We start from the raw sequence: 14071 nt of genomic DNA, 5'->3' as shown, positions 1-14071 counted from the left end.
AGCGACCTATTTCTGCCAGCGCGCGTCGGGCTCGACCGGCGCGCTCTCGGCCCGTGCCGCCTCGATCTCGGACATCAGCGCCCGCAGCACCGCCTCCACGTTTTCGCCGCTCACCGCCGACAAGAGGAACGGCGTGACCCCTGCCGCCCGCTTCAGCGAGGCAAGCTTCTTCTTGCGCTCGTCGGGAACGAGCGTATCGGCCTGGCTCAGCGCCACCACCTCCGGCTTCTCGGCGAGGCCATGGCCATAGGCCTCGAGTTCGCTGCGCACAGTCTTGTACGCCTTGGCCGGGCTTTCCTCCTGCGCCGAGACCAGATGCAACATTACCCGCGTGCGCTCGACATGGCCGAGGAACCGGTCGCCAATGCCGACGCCCTCATGCGCGCCCTCTATCAGGCCCGGAATATCGGCGATGACGAACTCGCGCGCATCGATCCGCGCCACGCCAAGATTGGGATGCAGCGTCGTGAAGGGGTAATCGGCGATCTTCGGCCGGGCGGCGCTGACCGCTGCCAGAAAGGTCGATTTTCCTGCATTGGGCAGACCGACAAGACCGGCATCGGCAATAAGCTTGAGCCTCAGCCAGATCGTCATTTCCTGGCCCGGCAGACCGGGATTCGCCCGCCGCGGCGCTTGATTCGTCGAAGTCTTGAAGCGCTGGTTGCCGAAGCCGCCATTGCCGCCTGCAGCCAGCCGAAAACGTTGGCCGACCTCTGTCAGGTCGCAGATCAGCGTTTCATTGTCTTCCTCATAGATCTGGGTGCCCGCCGGAACCTTCATCACCACATCAGCACCCTTGGCGCCGGTGCGGTTTCGCCCCATGCCGTGCACGCCGGTTTTTGCCCGGAAATGCTGCTGATAGCGATAATCGATCAGCGTATTCAGCCCGTCGACCGCCTCCACCCAGACGTCGCCGCCGCGCCCGCCATCGCCGCCGTCCGGCCCGCCGAACTCGATGAATTTTTCACGGCGGAACGAAACGCTGCCGGCGCCCCCGTCGCCGGAACGAATATAGACTTTGGCCTGGTCAAGGAATTTCATGGGGTTGACGGTCTTTTGCTGCCCTTGGCTCTTGTTCGACCCTGCTCTAGCGCATAGAGCGCGAAAGCGCGAGTGAGGGATTGGCGGTTTTGCGTGTAAGCCGCGCCGGCGGGAAGGCTGCGTTGCTCTTGCGCCCCCACACCCCGCTCTGTCCCGTGCCTATCGACGAAGAGGCGGAATATGAAGCTTGTCACCTACAACATCCAATACGGCACCGGCCGCGACGAAAAGTTCGACCTCGACCGGATAGCGGCTAGCCTGGAAGGCGCCGACATCATCGCGCTGCAGGAGGTGACACGCAATTTCCCCCGCAATGGCGGCGTCGATCTGGTCGCCGGGCTTGCAAAGCTGCTCCCCGACTATTTCCATGTGTTCGGCCCGGGCATGGATGTCCATCCCGGAGAACGCGACGCAGCCGGCCGACCAGCCAATCGCCGTATCCAGTTCGGCAACATGGTGTTGTCGCGCTGGCCGATCGTCGCTACCCGCAACCTGCTTCTGCCGCGCACCCGCCGCTTTGACCAGTCGAACCTGCAGCGTGCCGCGCTCGAAGCGCTTGTCGTTACCCCGACCGGACCCGTGCGCATCTACAGCGTCCATCTCGATCACGTCGACGGCAATGAGCGGGCGTTGCAAATCCGGCACCTGAAGGAGCGCGTCTACGCCTACCAGTTGGACGGCGGAGCCGTGACGGGCGCCACCGAATATGGCTATCCGGAACTGCCTTGTCCGGAGGAATTCGTCATCATGGGCGATTTCAACATGGTGCGCAGCTCCCCCGAATACAGCCTGATGACCGGCGACAACGGACATGGTGACGACCACCGCCATCTCGCCCACCATCCGGTCGACGTCTCGCGTCTTGCCGGCGGCCTGCCGGAGGGCGCAGTAAGCTGGGTCTATGACGGCGCGCCGGAAACCAACCGGCTGATTGACTTTGCTTTCATCCATGCCGTCCTTGCCAACCGCGTGCAGCGGACCTGGCTCGACACGGATGCGATGGGATCGGATCACCTGCCGCTCTGGTTCGAACTGGCGTGACCTCATCGCAGCAACGGCCCCAGGATCCACCTCGCGGCACCCGCGAGGTGGGGGCTCATTTCATGAGCGAGCCCAGGTTCTAAGGCTGATCCAGGTCTTGCGGTCGAGCCGATAGCGCTCCACCGGCACCTGCCCGGCGACGATCGAGTTGAGCATGCCCTGGCCGGCATACTGGAAGCCGCACTTGTGGATCACGCGGCGCGAAGCGGGATTGATGACCCGACACGACGCGTTGAGCACCTTTATATCGGTCGCCCGGAAGGCGAGATCGACAAGCGCATGCGCGGCCTCTGTCGCGTAGCCCTGCCGCCAATATGGCTCGCCGATCCAATAGCCGAGCTCGAGGCCGCGCTGGGTGCCGTTGAGACCGGCGCAGCCGACGAAGGCGCCGCTCTCCGCCAGTGTCAGCGCGTAGGCGCAGCCGGCCGCCGGCTTCTGTGCCGACATCGCGATGAAAGAGCGTGCTTCCGCCTCGCCATAGGGGTGCGGCATGCGCGACAGCATCTCCGCCACGCGCCGATCATTGGCAAGAGCCACAAGTTCGGCGATGTCGTCGATGTGCGGCGGGCGCATCACCAGACGGTCGGTGACCAGCACCGGGCAGTCTATGGCCAGGCTGATGTCGTCGCTCTCTTCCGTTTCGGCAACCATTTCAATGTCCTCCAGACAGAAAAAGGAGAGATGGCGGCCCATCTCTCCTGATTCTTCTGGATTCTGCCAGACACCGGGTCCCGAGATGGGGCGCCGGTGTTATGTCGCGGATCCGGCTATTCCGCTGCTTCGGTCATCGGATTTACCGATACGTAGGTACGGCCATTGGCTTTTTTTCGGAACGCGACCGCACCTGCTTCGAGCGCAAAAAGGGTATGGTCCGTGCCCATGCCGACATTGGTGCCGGGATGCCACTTGGTGCCGCGTTGACGAACGATGATGTTGCCCGGGACGACGGCTTCGCCACCGAACTTCTTCACGCCGAGGCGCTTGGATTCCGAGTCGCGACCGTTGCGCGACGAACCGCCAGCTTTCTTATGTGCCATTGCTGTGCTCCTTCGTGCTCAGTCTTACTCTTTTTCAGCCTCGGCTGCAGCCTTTTTCAGCGCGGACTTCTTGGTTGGCTTTTCGGCGGCTTCCGCGTCCGCGGTCGCTTCCTGCTTGGCGGCGGCCTTCTTCGTAGGCTTCGCGCCATCGGTCAGGATCTCGGAAATCCGCACCGTCGTCTCGTGCTGGCGATTGCCGCGCGAGCGCCGCGAATTTTGACGGCGACGCTTCTTGAAGGCAATGACCGTCTTGGCGCGGCCCTGGCTCACCACTTCCGCCGTCACCAAGGCGCCTTCCACTAGCGGCGCGCCGATCGTTGCGTTTTCGCCTTCGCCGACGGCCAGCACTTCGCCGAATTCGACCATGTCGCCGGCGGCGCCGTCGAGCCTGCCGATCTTGAGAACGTCGTTGGCGGTCACGCGATACTGCTTGCCGCCCGTTTTGATGACTGCGAACATTTTTTGCCTTTCGCTGTTCGGTCGGCTTGTGGGCGCCTCGCAGCGCTCCGGCCGTCTTTTTGTCAGTCTGCGGGTTTCAAAAATACGACCGGCGCGGAGAAGACCCCACGCCGGATGATGCGGTCCGTAGCCGATGCCTGTCATCAAGTCAAGACAAACGGCAAATTAGCTGCCGATAGGCCTTGTATCCTTGGCGCTCAACCAGTATCTAGTGCGCCGCGCCGGTAACGGCGGACCATCACCCGCGGAGAGGTGGCAGAGTGGTCGAATGCACCGCACTCGAAATGCGGCATGCTCGCAAGGGCATCGGGGGTTCGAATCCCTCCCTCTCCGCCATGATTCATAGCCCGACCCGGGGCTCGCGCGAACGGGTTGTCGATGGCTTGTAGGGTCCTCTGTTCCAAGTCTACATATCCCAGGTGGTACTGCATGAAGCTGACGAGCCAAATGCCGTCGTCGACTTACTTGATGACGAGTCTGGCCGGCGAGCACGGTTGAGACGTTGATTTTTTTGTGATGCATGCAGATGCGGCCACAGGCGGTGACGAGAATGTCCTTTGTCGTGGAAAGGGTATTCCAGCTCGGGGAAGCCTTCATAGGCCCTGAGGACGGCGTATAGAGTTCGGGCGGCGTCCTCATGTTGAGCGCTTCGTGCGGACGTTCCTGGTTGAATTCTCTGACGAATGCGTCGAAACGTCGAAACGGTCCTGCTGCTGGAGGATATTCATGCCCGGCGGCCGGGTGGTCTGCTGTTTGAGGGTAAGTGCATGCGCTCGTGGCGGCCGTTCTGCTGCGGGCACCCAGGCTTGATGTGCTCGATCGCGATCCCGAGCCGCAGCCAGAAGACCGACAGCTTCGACAGATTGTACAGCCCGTTGGGCGAGGCGAAGGGCAGGCCGTTATCGGAGCGGATCGCCCGCGGCAGGCCGCGCTCCTTAAAGAGCCGGACGAAGGTCTCAATGACCGGCGCTTCTTTGGTTGATTCAAGCGCTTCACAGGCCAGCAGGTAGCGAGGCCCCGGTCGGTGACCGTCAGCGGGTAACAATTGCGGCCGTTGCCCAGCCTGAACTCGCCCTTGAAGTCGGCGCCCCACAGATCGTTGGGCTGGGTCGGCTGCGACGGTTCAGTGCCCACGATCGAGCACCGCATGCACCGTGCTTGTGGCCGGGATGCGCACATCACCGGCCAGCTTGCGGATCAGCAGCTCCCTGATCTTGCGGGCGCCCCAATGCGGCTTGTCGCGCTTGGTGGTAACGATCAGCCGCGCGACGTGCTCGGGCAGCTGGTTGGCATAATGTTCTGCATCTCAACGCGTCGTCCGGTCGAACGACGATCAGCGGTCAATTAAATAGTGTCAAAAGCGTAACAAAATCGCATGATTAGCTAGGCAACGGCATCTAGGCTGGTTGTACTGTTAAACGACGGAAGACATACTCGGCGCACCTAGTGCCGAGTATCCCGGGTCCGGACTCGGTGTGGTAAGACGCGTCAAGGGCGAAGCCGTTCCCTACCATCTTAGCAACCTCCTCAGGCGTGGCGCTCTCATATGGGTAGCCGCCGAGCCAATCTCGAACGCCAACTTGCCAGTCCATGCCGCGCTCTTTTTCCTGCTTTTTGTCAACGGCTTTAAGCGCAATCGACAGCCCCCTGAAAGCGTAATCAATACCGGCTTGCATAAAGCGGGGCAGCATCGCGTATATACGCTTCTCAACCTTCCAGAACTCACAAAGCGGGGTCTTGAGGTAAATCGAGATGATGAAGAGCCCGCCGGGCGCCACGAGTGCCTTCGCGTTATTAATTGCGGCTAACATGTTGCCAGTATGATGCAGAACGCCCCAGGAATAGACCACGTCAAAGTGGCCGGTGATTTTTGTGTTCAGAATATCGTCGCGGAAGGCAGTGACCTGGGTACCAGACCGCGCTGCCATCCATTTGGTTGCTCGGACTGATCCATCGTAGTAGTCAACTGCCGTAACGGCTAAAAACCCATGCCTCGCGGCTGCAACAGAGTGCATACCGCTGCCGCATCCTATATCGAGAAACGACTTGCCCTGCGGGCTGAATCCGACCGGGATAAGTTCTGCAAGAGCGTTCTGAGCGGTGATTAAGTCTTCGTCCGTCGCGCGTCGCGCATATTCATCCCATTGCTCGCCAAAATCATAACGAATGCTGTCAGCCATGCGGTGACACCCCAACCATGCGCGCAGGTACGCGGAGAGTCTCAACACATTTATGCTGCGTTGCCAATGTAGTCTGGACGGAATCAAGCGTGTTTGGCTTAGTTTTGCAGCCAAAACGTCTTTCTGGTCTGCGTAATGTGCGCCCGGGAACTGATTTGAGCGATCACGGCCACGAATGAAAGCGGACCTGATGCTGTGGGTCCCCATTAGGGTCATGCGATCAGGCCCTGCGCCCTGCCAAGAGAGAGAGAGAGAGAGAGAGAGAGAGAGAGAGAGAGAGAGAGAGAGGCAGCATGCAATCGTGGCGCGAGCCGGTAACCAGCTACAACTAGATCAAGAGGACTATGTCATGGACAAGCCGTTCCGGCCAGAGCGCCGACATGTCGGATACGTTTGTGCAGACTGTTCACGTCGTCATCCAATTGTCGCTTGCACCGGGGCGGGCCATACGTTTCCGCTAGTGTAATGGATTATGTGCGCACCCTGTGGCGGCAGACCGCCGAAGTCTGGAGGGAGGGCCTGATTGCTAACGCAAGCTCTCCTTTGACTGGTTGATTTGTTGAGCGGAATGCGCAAAAGCTCCGGGAGTACAATCGGGGTCCCAAAACTTGGTATGATAAAGGCGTCTGCCTATCGGCGGGACATTGACGATCTGCGTGCCCTAGCCATCTTGTCCGTTATTCTCTACCACTACAATGCCAAGTGGATGACAGGAGGTTGTATCGGGGTGGACCTGCTCTTTGTGATCTCCGGCTTCATCGCATGTTGAGGATGCTCGGTTGCTTAACTATAAGACAACAATCCTGGCCGTCTCAGGAGTGGTGGCGATTGCTCTATCGTTGCTGCATGTTATCGGAACGATGCCAAAGGATTCGAAGGCTGGCATTCCAGGCTACAGCTCTCTTGCTACTGTCACTATACAGAGCGTCCCAAACGAACGGTTTGTCCGGTCGGATAAGGAAACGACGCTGGGCTTCGTTTCACGTGTGAGCCGCACTGTTCAGAGCACGACCTTCAACTGCGCTCCGGGCGATTTTCACCTGAGTTGGGCAGAACGCTTGATGTGGGCCAGCATAGGGTCGCCGAACATCTTTGCTGACGGCATCTTGGTGCGGTCAAGATTCGACTGCGGGTATTGCCATCAACGTGCATTCCTCGTGAAAGACCTCCTGCACGACGCTGGCATTGAAGCTGAAGTGTGGGGTCTTAATGGACATGTCGTACTTAGGCTCGATCACGCGGGTCAGGCCTACTTCGTAGACCCAGACCTGGGACCGGGGCCGTTCGCCGTAAACTTAGACGGCGGCCCCATGATAGACGTTGCCCGGGTATATGCGAACTCTTCGGCCGCAAATGTTGATGCACTAAGGCTCATCTATGCCGACGCCTCCGACGATGCACCGTATGGCGGATTAGAGTATGCAGCGCACTACCAGAAACAGGTGTTTTTCTACGCCGATGCTCTGGTGGGAGTTCTGGGCGCTGCTGGTCTTTTAGCCCTTTGCGCCAGTGCATTCTTTGTCCGATCCAGGTACTCTATAGCTTCCACTCCGAGACGGCAGGGGTTGGCATAGACAATCTGGTCGCCGCATTCCCACTCGAATTTGTGATAGCTTCACCGCTGGCGATGATGTTGCCAACGAACTTCGTCCACGAGCGAGGCTTAATGGACAGAATCGCGACCGATAAAGTGGCTGACCAAGGCTCTCGTGGCGAGACGGCGCGCGCCCGCCGGCGCAAGTCATATACTCTCAAAGAGAAGCAACGGCTGGTTGGACACCGACATCAATGCGAACCCGTTGTTTACGTGGCGCCGGCAAATGCGCCGGTCGGCGTCGGCGGCTTCGCTAGCGTTCAAACATGAGTCAATTCTCCGTTGAAAAATCTTCATGTCCCGGTAGCTTCTCATTGGAAAATCAACAAAGATGGAGCGTACAAGCCGTATTGGAGTTAGACTTGGAGGAAAGGCAGGAGAATTTGCCGCGCTAGGATGTTATCAAATCCCGCACGTCGAGCGCTCAGCTGAGCCGTTCCTGCTGGGGGTGAGGTGATGCGCCAAGGACCTCCAAATTGGATAGAAGTGTTTTGGGCGGCAAGAGACGGCAAAACGGACGCCCATTTTGGACGTCCGTGCGGATGGCGTCTAGGCCGAGTGGAAGGAGTTCCGGTCGAGCTGAAGGGGTCGACAGAATTCATGAAAAAAATTGTTCAAATCAGTATAGTCCACTTTTATGCGCGCTCGAAAGTCATCGATTCGACGCTCAGCTACTTCAGCCGTTGTCTCAGATGATTTTCGAAGGTTCAGCCGGACAAACACGCGCGCACTCGATACGGTATCGCGTTGCCTTCGTCATCAGTTCCCTTGGCGGCGGTGGTGCGGAGCGCGTAGTGATCGACTTATGCAGTGAACTCGCTGAACGCGGGCACGAAATCACTCTCATTACCCTCAACGGCTCCGATCCTGACAAGTACGAGCTCGGCCCGCAGGTTAACCGCATTCGCCTCGAAATCCGATCAGAAGGTCCGGGGATGATAGCGCGTTCTCTGGCATTCATCAGACGCCTATATGTCATTCGCAAAGGCATACTTTCGCAACGACCAGATATTGTCGTAAGCTTTATCGACAAAACCAACGTCTTCGTCCTCGCTGCGCTCATTGGGACGAATGTGCCGACCATCGTGTCCGAGCGCACACATCCTGGTCAGTCCCCCTTGCCGCGGAATTGGGCTATTTTCCGAAGGATACTCTACCGCAGAGCGTCTGCTTTGGTTGTGCAGACGCGATCGATTGCTGACTGGTGTGCGCACAACTTCGTAGTTTCACGTTTGGTTGTTATCCCAAATGCAATCCGCCGGTCGCTCTCGGCGCCCTCAGCAACAATCCGAAAGCCAGGCGATGCGAAACGGACCATCGTTGCTGCAGGCCGCCTGACACATGAGAAGGGTTTCGACCTGTTGCTTGCGGCATTTGCCAAATCGGGTCTCGCGCGTTGCGAGTGGCAGCTCGTCATCGCCGGGGATGGAGACCTTGGGACGGTCCTAAGAAGCCAGGCGGCAGAATTGGGGATCGCCGACGCCGTTCGCTTTCCAGGTCACGTTACAGAGATTTACGCGCTCATCGTCAACGCCGATCTGTTCGTCCTATCATCGCGCTACGAAGGATTCCCTAACGCCCTGATCGAGGCAATGCAACTCGGGCGACCTTGTATTAGCTTCGACTGCCCCAGCGGCCCTGCGGAACTCATCGACGACAACCAGAATGGGATTCTCGTGTCGCCGAACAATGTCGAGGCATTTAGCCGCGCTCTGATCGAACTAGCTGACGACCCAGAACGAAGACAGGCACTTGGGCAAGCCGCAAGCAGAAGTGTTTGTGCCAAGTTCTCCCGTAAATCTGTCTATGATCACTGGGCCGCGCTGATTGAAGAAACGGTCCGGCACCGTGTACCGAGAACGCCATCGCGCACATCGGTTCAGGCCGACCAATGAACATGCGCTTCGACGCCACTCAGCGGCGAATTTTGTTCGTCATCGGCTCGTTGCATCTGGGCGGTGCCGAAAGCCAATTAACCATGCTCGCTGCCGGGCTACAAGAGCGCGGCTGGCAGGTTATCGTTTTCGCTCTCGACGCGTCAGGTCCGCTGCGAGCGGTTCTTGAAGAGAACGCGTGCATGGTGGTCGACGGTGGCTACGCGTCGACCGAAGGCGGCAAGGTCGCCAAACTCGTTTCATTGGCGAGCGCGCAGGCCAGATTGATGCATACTGCTGTCCGAGAGCGCATCGACGTGATTCACGGCTTCCTGCCTTTGACCAACTTCATGGCTGCACTCGCGGGATGGATGACACGCCGGCGGGTAATCATCACCTCTCGGCGCGGTTTGGGTACACATCAAGATCGACATCCTCATCTTCGCGTACTCGACAGGATAGCCAACCGGTTCAGTCACGTAGTGACCGCCAATTCGAAGGCAGTCGCTGACGATGTAGCCCATCGCGACACCTATCCACGTGATAGAATCGTCATCATCGGAAACGGGCTCGATTTCCCACGCGTTACCGCTGCAGCCAACACACGCCAGCGGGTTCGGAGAGAACTGGGACTCGGCGATAGTCATATTGGCATCATAAAAGTAGCCAATTTGATTCCTTATAAAGGGCATGATGATTTGATCGCGGCGTTTGCGGCATTGGCGGTACATGACTGCCGCTTGCGCCTGTTTTTGGTAGGTGAGGACCGGGGATTGCTCGACAGTTTGGTTGCGCAAACGGAGCAGCTAAACATTCAAGAACGCGTCATGTTTTTGGGGAGACGCCAGGACGTTCCGGCTCTACTAGCTGGCATGGATATCGGCGTCATGGCTTCGCATGAAGAAGGCTTTTCGAATGCGTTGCTGGAAAAGCTCGCAATCGGACTGCCGGTCGTCGCCACTGATGTCGGCGGCAATCGCGAGGCTCTGTCGGACATGCCAAACTGCTTAATCATTCCTGCGCGCAACCCACGGCGACTAGAAGACGGCCTTCGCGCGCTCATCGAGCGTTTGCCGGAGGGGGAGTTGCTCGCGATTCGGCGAGCCAACCAGATCCGTGAACGCTATTCCATTGAGAGCATGGTCGTAGCGTATGAAGCGCTGTATTTTGGTGAAATCCGAGGCATCGATAACTGCCTTGACAATCACCCTACGGGAGCATCGCGTTGATTACTTTACTTCCGTACGCACTATTTATTTCTATTATATTTGTTGGCGCTTTAGTCGCAGGGGCTCTGGCCTTTCCTGGGGAGAGAGCCACGAGCGTAATACTCTGCATCATGGGCTTTATGTTCGCAACCCTAAAGATTTGGCTGATACAACAAACACCTCAGTGGCACGATGTAATGCTGGACGCGCGACAATATCAACTGCAAGCGCAAGCATTCGCCGATCACTGGCATGGTTTGGCGGTTGATGTCGATAGGATGCGGGTTCTCGGCCTGCAGTCCCGCGGACAGGGTACTTGGCCACCAAACCTAAATCTACCATATTCTAGTATCTTCGGCACGCATGAATGGCTATTTTCTGCTTATTTGGCTGTCTGGAAAGTAATTTCGCCGAATTGGTTTTTATGGGCGTCTTATGCTAATGCGGCCTTTTCAGCTTTCTTTCCAGCGGCCGCATTCGGCATTGCGCGCTCACTTGGTGCAGGACGCAGAGTTTCGATCTTGGCAGGGGCCGCTGCTCTATTTGATCCTGCGGCAGCAGTGAACGGCGCCTGGCTGTTGAAAGATACATTGGCAGGATGGCTGGCTATCGGAGCGATATGGGCCGGCATTAGAATGCGCGAATCCAGGGGCCTCTGGGTATTCGTTATTTTCATCATTTTCACGGGATTTCTTGGAGCTGTCCGGTTTGCTGCTTTAGTCGCAATATTTTTCGCCTGCACTGCTGTCGCGCTTATCTTTGTTTTTCAACGGCGCTGGAGATGCGCCGCCAATTTCGGGATTTCCCCTGCATTTGCACTGTTGATATTTGCACTTTTCTGCGCATTGCCGTTAAGTGCCGACAGAGTAGAACAATTGAATCCTTTTTCTTCGGTTACCAGTATTGTTCGCGGGCAACACGAGACATTTGTCACCACCTCATCCAATAATGCCGCGAGTGACGAGACAGTTATTGATTGGCGCAATCGCCTTTCCGAAAACCCTATAAGAGCTCTTTTTACCTCCGCCAGTCGCACGCTCTTCGCCCCATATCCTTGGGTTGCGATTACTCACGGGCTTAGTTACGATAATGGATTTGAGTTATATTATATGGGAATGATCTTATGGATATTTTGCCTTCCCGGGATATTATGGTCAATAATTAATAAAGTTGTAAGGCCAACTATCCCGTATGTTTTTATATTATGTATTTTGGGGTCTGCGTTTGCCGGGTATACATTATTTTTGGGAGAGTGGAGCACCCGTCAACGAGTATTTCTCTTACCCGTTTTTTTCGCCCTAGCTGCAATAGGTTGGGCAGACCTCCATGCACGTTGGCGTGAACGACATAGACCGAACCGCAGAATAGGCCCCCTCATTCCCAATCGCGCAACCGACGGCAAGACGAGTTCGCTTAAACTTGATTTGGACAGTAGCGGCGTTTAGAGCCTTCGGGTACGTGTCGGCGAAAGGATTGGACCATGTGCGGTATCGTGGGATTTCGGGATGCGTCGGGCAGCGTTGGCAGTGCGCAAGAGGTTGTGCGGCGAATGGCGATGCGAATCCTTCATCGCGGCCCGGACGATGACGGCGTATGGACCGACGGTGAGACTGGCATCGCGCTCGCGCAGCGCAGACTGGCGATCGTTGATCTCTCGCCTAGTGGCCACCAACCGATGTTTTCGGCCTGCGGCCGCTACGTGATCGTGTTCAATGGCGAAATCTACAATCACGCCTCGATCCGAGCCGAGCTCGATCAGCAGGGCCGGTTCGCTTGGAGGGGCCATTCAGATACCGAGGTACTTATCGGCGCGATCGTGCATTGGGGGCTGAAGGAAGCTTTGGCGCGATGCGTGGGCATGTTCGCGGTCGCGCTCTGGGATCGCACCGACCGTACATTGATCTTGGCGCGGGATCGACTCGGCGAGAAGCCGCTCTACTTCGGTCGCATCGGCAAGACTTTTGCCTTCGCTTCAGAACTCAAGGCATTCCGTGCACACCCCGATTGGAACCCACAAGTCAATCGCGACGCGCTCACGCTTTTTATGCGGCACAATTATATTCCAGCCCCTTACTCGATCTATCGGAATATTGAGAAGCTGCGGCCCGGACATATACTGTTTCTGGAGTCTGGCTCCGACGTGCCGCGCATCGAGACCTATTGGAAAGCGAGCGATGCGGCAGAGCGCGGCATGCGTCAACCCTTCGAGGGAAGCCGAGACGAGGCCGTCGACCAACTCGATCAACTCCTGAGACAATCGCTTCGGGACCAAATGGTCGCCGATGTCCCGCTTGGCGCATTTCTGTCGGGTGGCGTCGACTCCAGCACGGTCGTTGCCACGATGCAGTCCATGAGCACGAGACCAATTCGTACCTTCACTATTGGTTTCCACCAGAAGGACTACAATGAAGCCATCCACGCTCAGGAAGTGGCCCGTCACTTGGGGACGGACCACACGGAGCTCTATGTTACAGAACGGGATGCGCTCAATGTCATTCCGCACCTGCCTTCCATCTATTGCGAGCCCTTCGCAGACTCCTCGCAGATTCCAACCTATCTGGTCTCGAAGCTCGCCCGGCAACATGTGACCGTCTCGCTGTCGGGGGATGGAGGCGACGAACTCTTCTCCGGTTATACGCGATACGGCATCGCCGACCTGGCTTGGAAGAAGCTCGCGATAGCACCTGTTTCCCTGCGACAGGTGGCCGCAAAATTGGCGATGCTGCCCTCGCCTACTGTCTACGACATGCTTGCTAATCCGCTCATGCGCTTAATGCCGGCAAACCGACGTCAGCAGCGCGTTGGCGACAAGATCCACAAGGCAGCGAGTGTTCTCGCCCTCAAGTCGTCGGCAGATGTCTACCGCCGCCTGTGCTCCCATTGGACGGAGCCGGAAGATGTCATTATAGGCGGACATGAACTTCCCACGATGCTCACTGACTACGAGCCGCTGCCAGTCCTTAACGGCAATGTGGAACGGATGATGTTCACCGACCTGGTGAGCTATCTCCCAGATGACATTTTGGTTAAGGTCGATCGCGCGGCGATGGGCGTCAGCCTAGAAGCGCGGGTCCCATTCCTGGACCACCGCATCGTCGAGTTCGCTATGACGTTGCCTTTGTCGGTCCTGCGGGCGGGGAATACGCCAAAGTGGCCCTTGCGCCAGTTGCTTTACCGTCACGTGCCGAAAACCATGGTGGAACGCCCGAAGATGGGATTTGGCGTTCCAATCGATTTATGGCTGCGCGGCGAGCTGCGTGAATGGGCCGAAGATCTCCTAGATGATAGCCGCCTGCGATCGGAAGGCTATTTCAACTCACGGCCGATACGCCAACTTTGGGAAGAACATGTCTCCGGCCGACGCAATCATCAGTATCTGCTCTGGGACGTTCTCATGTTTCAAGCTTGGAATGCGGAGCAGAACTCCGGCCACGCGGCACTAGCTGCATAACAACCGAAGCTTGTAGAGCGGGATGAAATTAGGTTTGAACGGTATCCGGCGTTTTGGAAGAGTTTGGAGTGCACTGCGTATTTCGCAAAAACCGGACAACGATTCGGACGCCTCGAAAAACCCCGCCATTGACGGCTCGGGATGATTCACTGCCCCGGTGATTTGCCGGGAGGGGATGGATGCGGG

General features: G+C 57.6%; 12 protein-coding genes, 1 tRNA gene and 1 pseudogene. 7 read left to right on the top strand and 7 right to left on the bottom strand.

From position 1 onward, the window contains the following. Positions 1-6 precede the first annotated feature (6 nt). The gene (obgE, locus tag ACLKMW_RS24590; RefSeq protein WP_415727158.1) at positions 7-1041 is read right to left on the bottom strand and encodes a GTPase ObgE; all 1035 of its coding nucleotides are present in this window, start codon (positions 1039-1041) and stop codon (positions 7-9) included. 180 nt (positions 1042-1221) lie between these two features. On the opposite strand from obgE, the gene ACLKMW_RS24585 reads away from it, so the two are divergent. Next, positions 1222-2082: an endonuclease/exonuclease/phosphatase family protein gene (locus tag ACLKMW_RS24585; protein WP_415727157.1), complete on the top strand. Its 861-nt coding sequence runs from the start codon at positions 1222-1224 to the stop codon at positions 2080-2082. Positions 2083-2142: 60 nt separating this feature from the next. Here the strand turns inward: ACLKMW_RS24585 and ACLKMW_RS24580 are convergent, their stop codons facing one another. The 3 genes from ACLKMW_RS24580 to rplU form a co-directional block, all read right to left on the bottom strand. After that, a complete protein-coding gene (locus ACLKMW_RS24580; RefSeq protein ID WP_415727156.1) occupies positions 2143-2733 on the bottom strand; it encodes a GNAT family N-acetyltransferase in 591 nt (196 codons plus the stop codon). Positions 2734-2849: 116 nt separating this feature from the next. Further along, a complete protein-coding gene (gene rpmA, locus ACLKMW_RS24575; protein ID WP_415727155.1) occupies positions 2850-3119 on the bottom strand; it encodes a 50S ribosomal protein L27 in 270 nt (89 codons plus the stop codon). A 24-nt stretch (positions 3120-3143) separates the two neighbouring features. Next, entirely contained in the window at positions 3144-3578 is a 435-nt protein-coding gene (gene rplU, locus ACLKMW_RS24570) for a 50S ribosomal protein L21 (protein WP_415727154.1), read from the bottom strand. 246 nt (positions 3579-3824) lie between these two features. Between rplU and ACLKMW_RS24565 the strand changes: the two genes are divergently transcribed. Continuing rightward, positions 3825-3914 (top strand) — tRNA-Ser (locus ACLKMW_RS24565). A 29-nt stretch (positions 3915-3943) separates the two neighbouring features. On the opposite strand, the pseudogene ACLKMW_RS24560 reads toward ACLKMW_RS24565, so the two are convergent. Continuing rightward, positions 3944-4872: pseudogene (locus ACLKMW_RS24560) on the bottom strand (integrase core domain-containing protein); the annotation flags it as partial. A gap of 103 nt (positions 4873-4975) precedes the next feature. Further along, the gene (locus ACLKMW_RS24555; RefSeq protein ID WP_415727153.1) at positions 4976-5758 is read right to left on the bottom strand and encodes a class I SAM-dependent methyltransferase; all 783 of its coding nucleotides are present in this window, start codon (positions 5756-5758) and stop codon (positions 4976-4978) included. A gap of 779 nt (positions 5759-6537) precedes the next feature. Between ACLKMW_RS24555 and ACLKMW_RS24550 the strand changes: the two genes are divergently transcribed. The 5 genes from ACLKMW_RS24550 (at position 6538) to asnB (ending at position 13885) form a co-directional block, all read left to right on the top strand. Beyond that, positions 6538-7332, top strand: a complete 795-nt coding sequence (locus tag ACLKMW_RS24550) for a hypothetical protein (RefSeq protein ID WP_415727152.1) — start codon at positions 6538-6540, stop codon at positions 7330-7332. A gap of 712 nt (positions 7333-8044) precedes the next feature. After that, entirely contained in the window at positions 8045-9247 is a 1203-nt protein-coding gene (locus ACLKMW_RS24545) for a glycosyltransferase family 4 protein (protein WP_415727151.1), read from the top strand. Continuing rightward, complete coding sequence (locus ACLKMW_RS24540) at positions 9244-10455, top strand: glycosyltransferase (protein WP_415727150.1); 1212 nt, start codon at positions 9244-9246, stop codon at positions 10453-10455. The genes ACLKMW_RS24545 and ACLKMW_RS24540 overlap by 4 nt, the downstream gene beginning before the upstream one ends. Further along, the gene (locus ACLKMW_RS24535) at positions 10452-11879 is read left to right on the top strand and encodes a hypothetical protein (RefSeq protein ID WP_415727149.1); all 1428 of its coding nucleotides are present in this window, start codon (positions 10452-10454) and stop codon (positions 11877-11879) included. Before ACLKMW_RS24540 ends, ACLKMW_RS24535 begins: the two co-directional genes overlap by 4 nt. 35 nt (positions 11880-11914) lie before the next feature. Beyond that, a complete protein-coding gene (asnB, locus tag ACLKMW_RS24530; protein WP_415727148.1) occupies positions 11915-13885 on the top strand; it encodes an asparagine synthase (glutamine-hydrolyzing) in 1971 nt (656 codons plus the stop codon). Here the strand turns inward: asnB and ACLKMW_RS24525 are convergent. Continuing rightward, the coding region (locus ACLKMW_RS24525) for a hypothetical protein (protein WP_415727147.1) at positions 13874-14071 on the bottom strand (198 nt) is incomplete at its 5' end. The genes asnB and ACLKMW_RS24525 overlap by 12 nt on opposite strands.

Source organism: Borborobacter xinjiangensis, from assembly GCF_047739745.1.
Classification (GTDB): domain Bacteria; phylum Pseudomonadota; class Alphaproteobacteria; order Rhizobiales; family Rhizobiaceae; genus Pseudaminobacter.
Note: the sequence above shows the minus strand (reverse complement) of the source record. Positions and strands in the feature narration are given on the sequence as shown.

What these genes read in the sequence shown, in the direction of transcription:
- obgE (WP_415727158.1), bottom strand. Translation starts at nt 1,041, where the DNA reads ATGAAATTCCTTGACCAGGCCAAAGTCTATATTCGTTCCGGCGACGGG.
- ACLKMW_RS24585 (WP_415727157.1), top strand. Translation starts at nt 1,222, where the DNA reads ATGAAGCTTGTCACCTACAACATCCAATACGGCACCGGCCGCGACGAA.
- ACLKMW_RS24580 (WP_415727156.1), bottom strand. Translation starts at nt 2,733, where the DNA reads ATGGTTGCCGAAACGGAAGAGAGCGACGACATCAGCCTGGCCATAGAC.
- rpmA (WP_415727155.1), bottom strand. Translation starts at nt 3,119, where the DNA reads ATGGCACATAAGAAAGCTGGCGGTTCGTCGCGCAACGGTCGCGACTCG.
- rplU (WP_415727154.1), bottom strand. Translation starts at nt 3,578, where the DNA reads ATGTTCGCAGTCATCAAAACGGGCGGCAAGCAGTATCGCGTGACCGCC.
- ACLKMW_RS24555 (WP_415727153.1), bottom strand. Translation starts at nt 5,758, where the DNA reads ATGGCTGACAGCATTCGTTATGATTTTGGCGAGCAATGGGATGAATAT.
- ACLKMW_RS24545 (WP_415727151.1), top strand. Translation starts at nt 8,045, where the DNA reads ATGATTTTCGAAGGTTCAGCCGGACAAACACGCGCGCACTCGATACGG.
- ACLKMW_RS24540 (WP_415727150.1), top strand. Translation starts at nt 9,244, where the DNA reads ATGAACATGCGCTTCGACGCCACTCAGCGGCGAATTTTGTTCGTCATC.
- asnB (WP_415727148.1), top strand. Translation starts at nt 11,915, where the DNA reads ATGTGCGGTATCGTGGGATTTCGGGATGCGTCGGGCAGCGTTGGCAGT.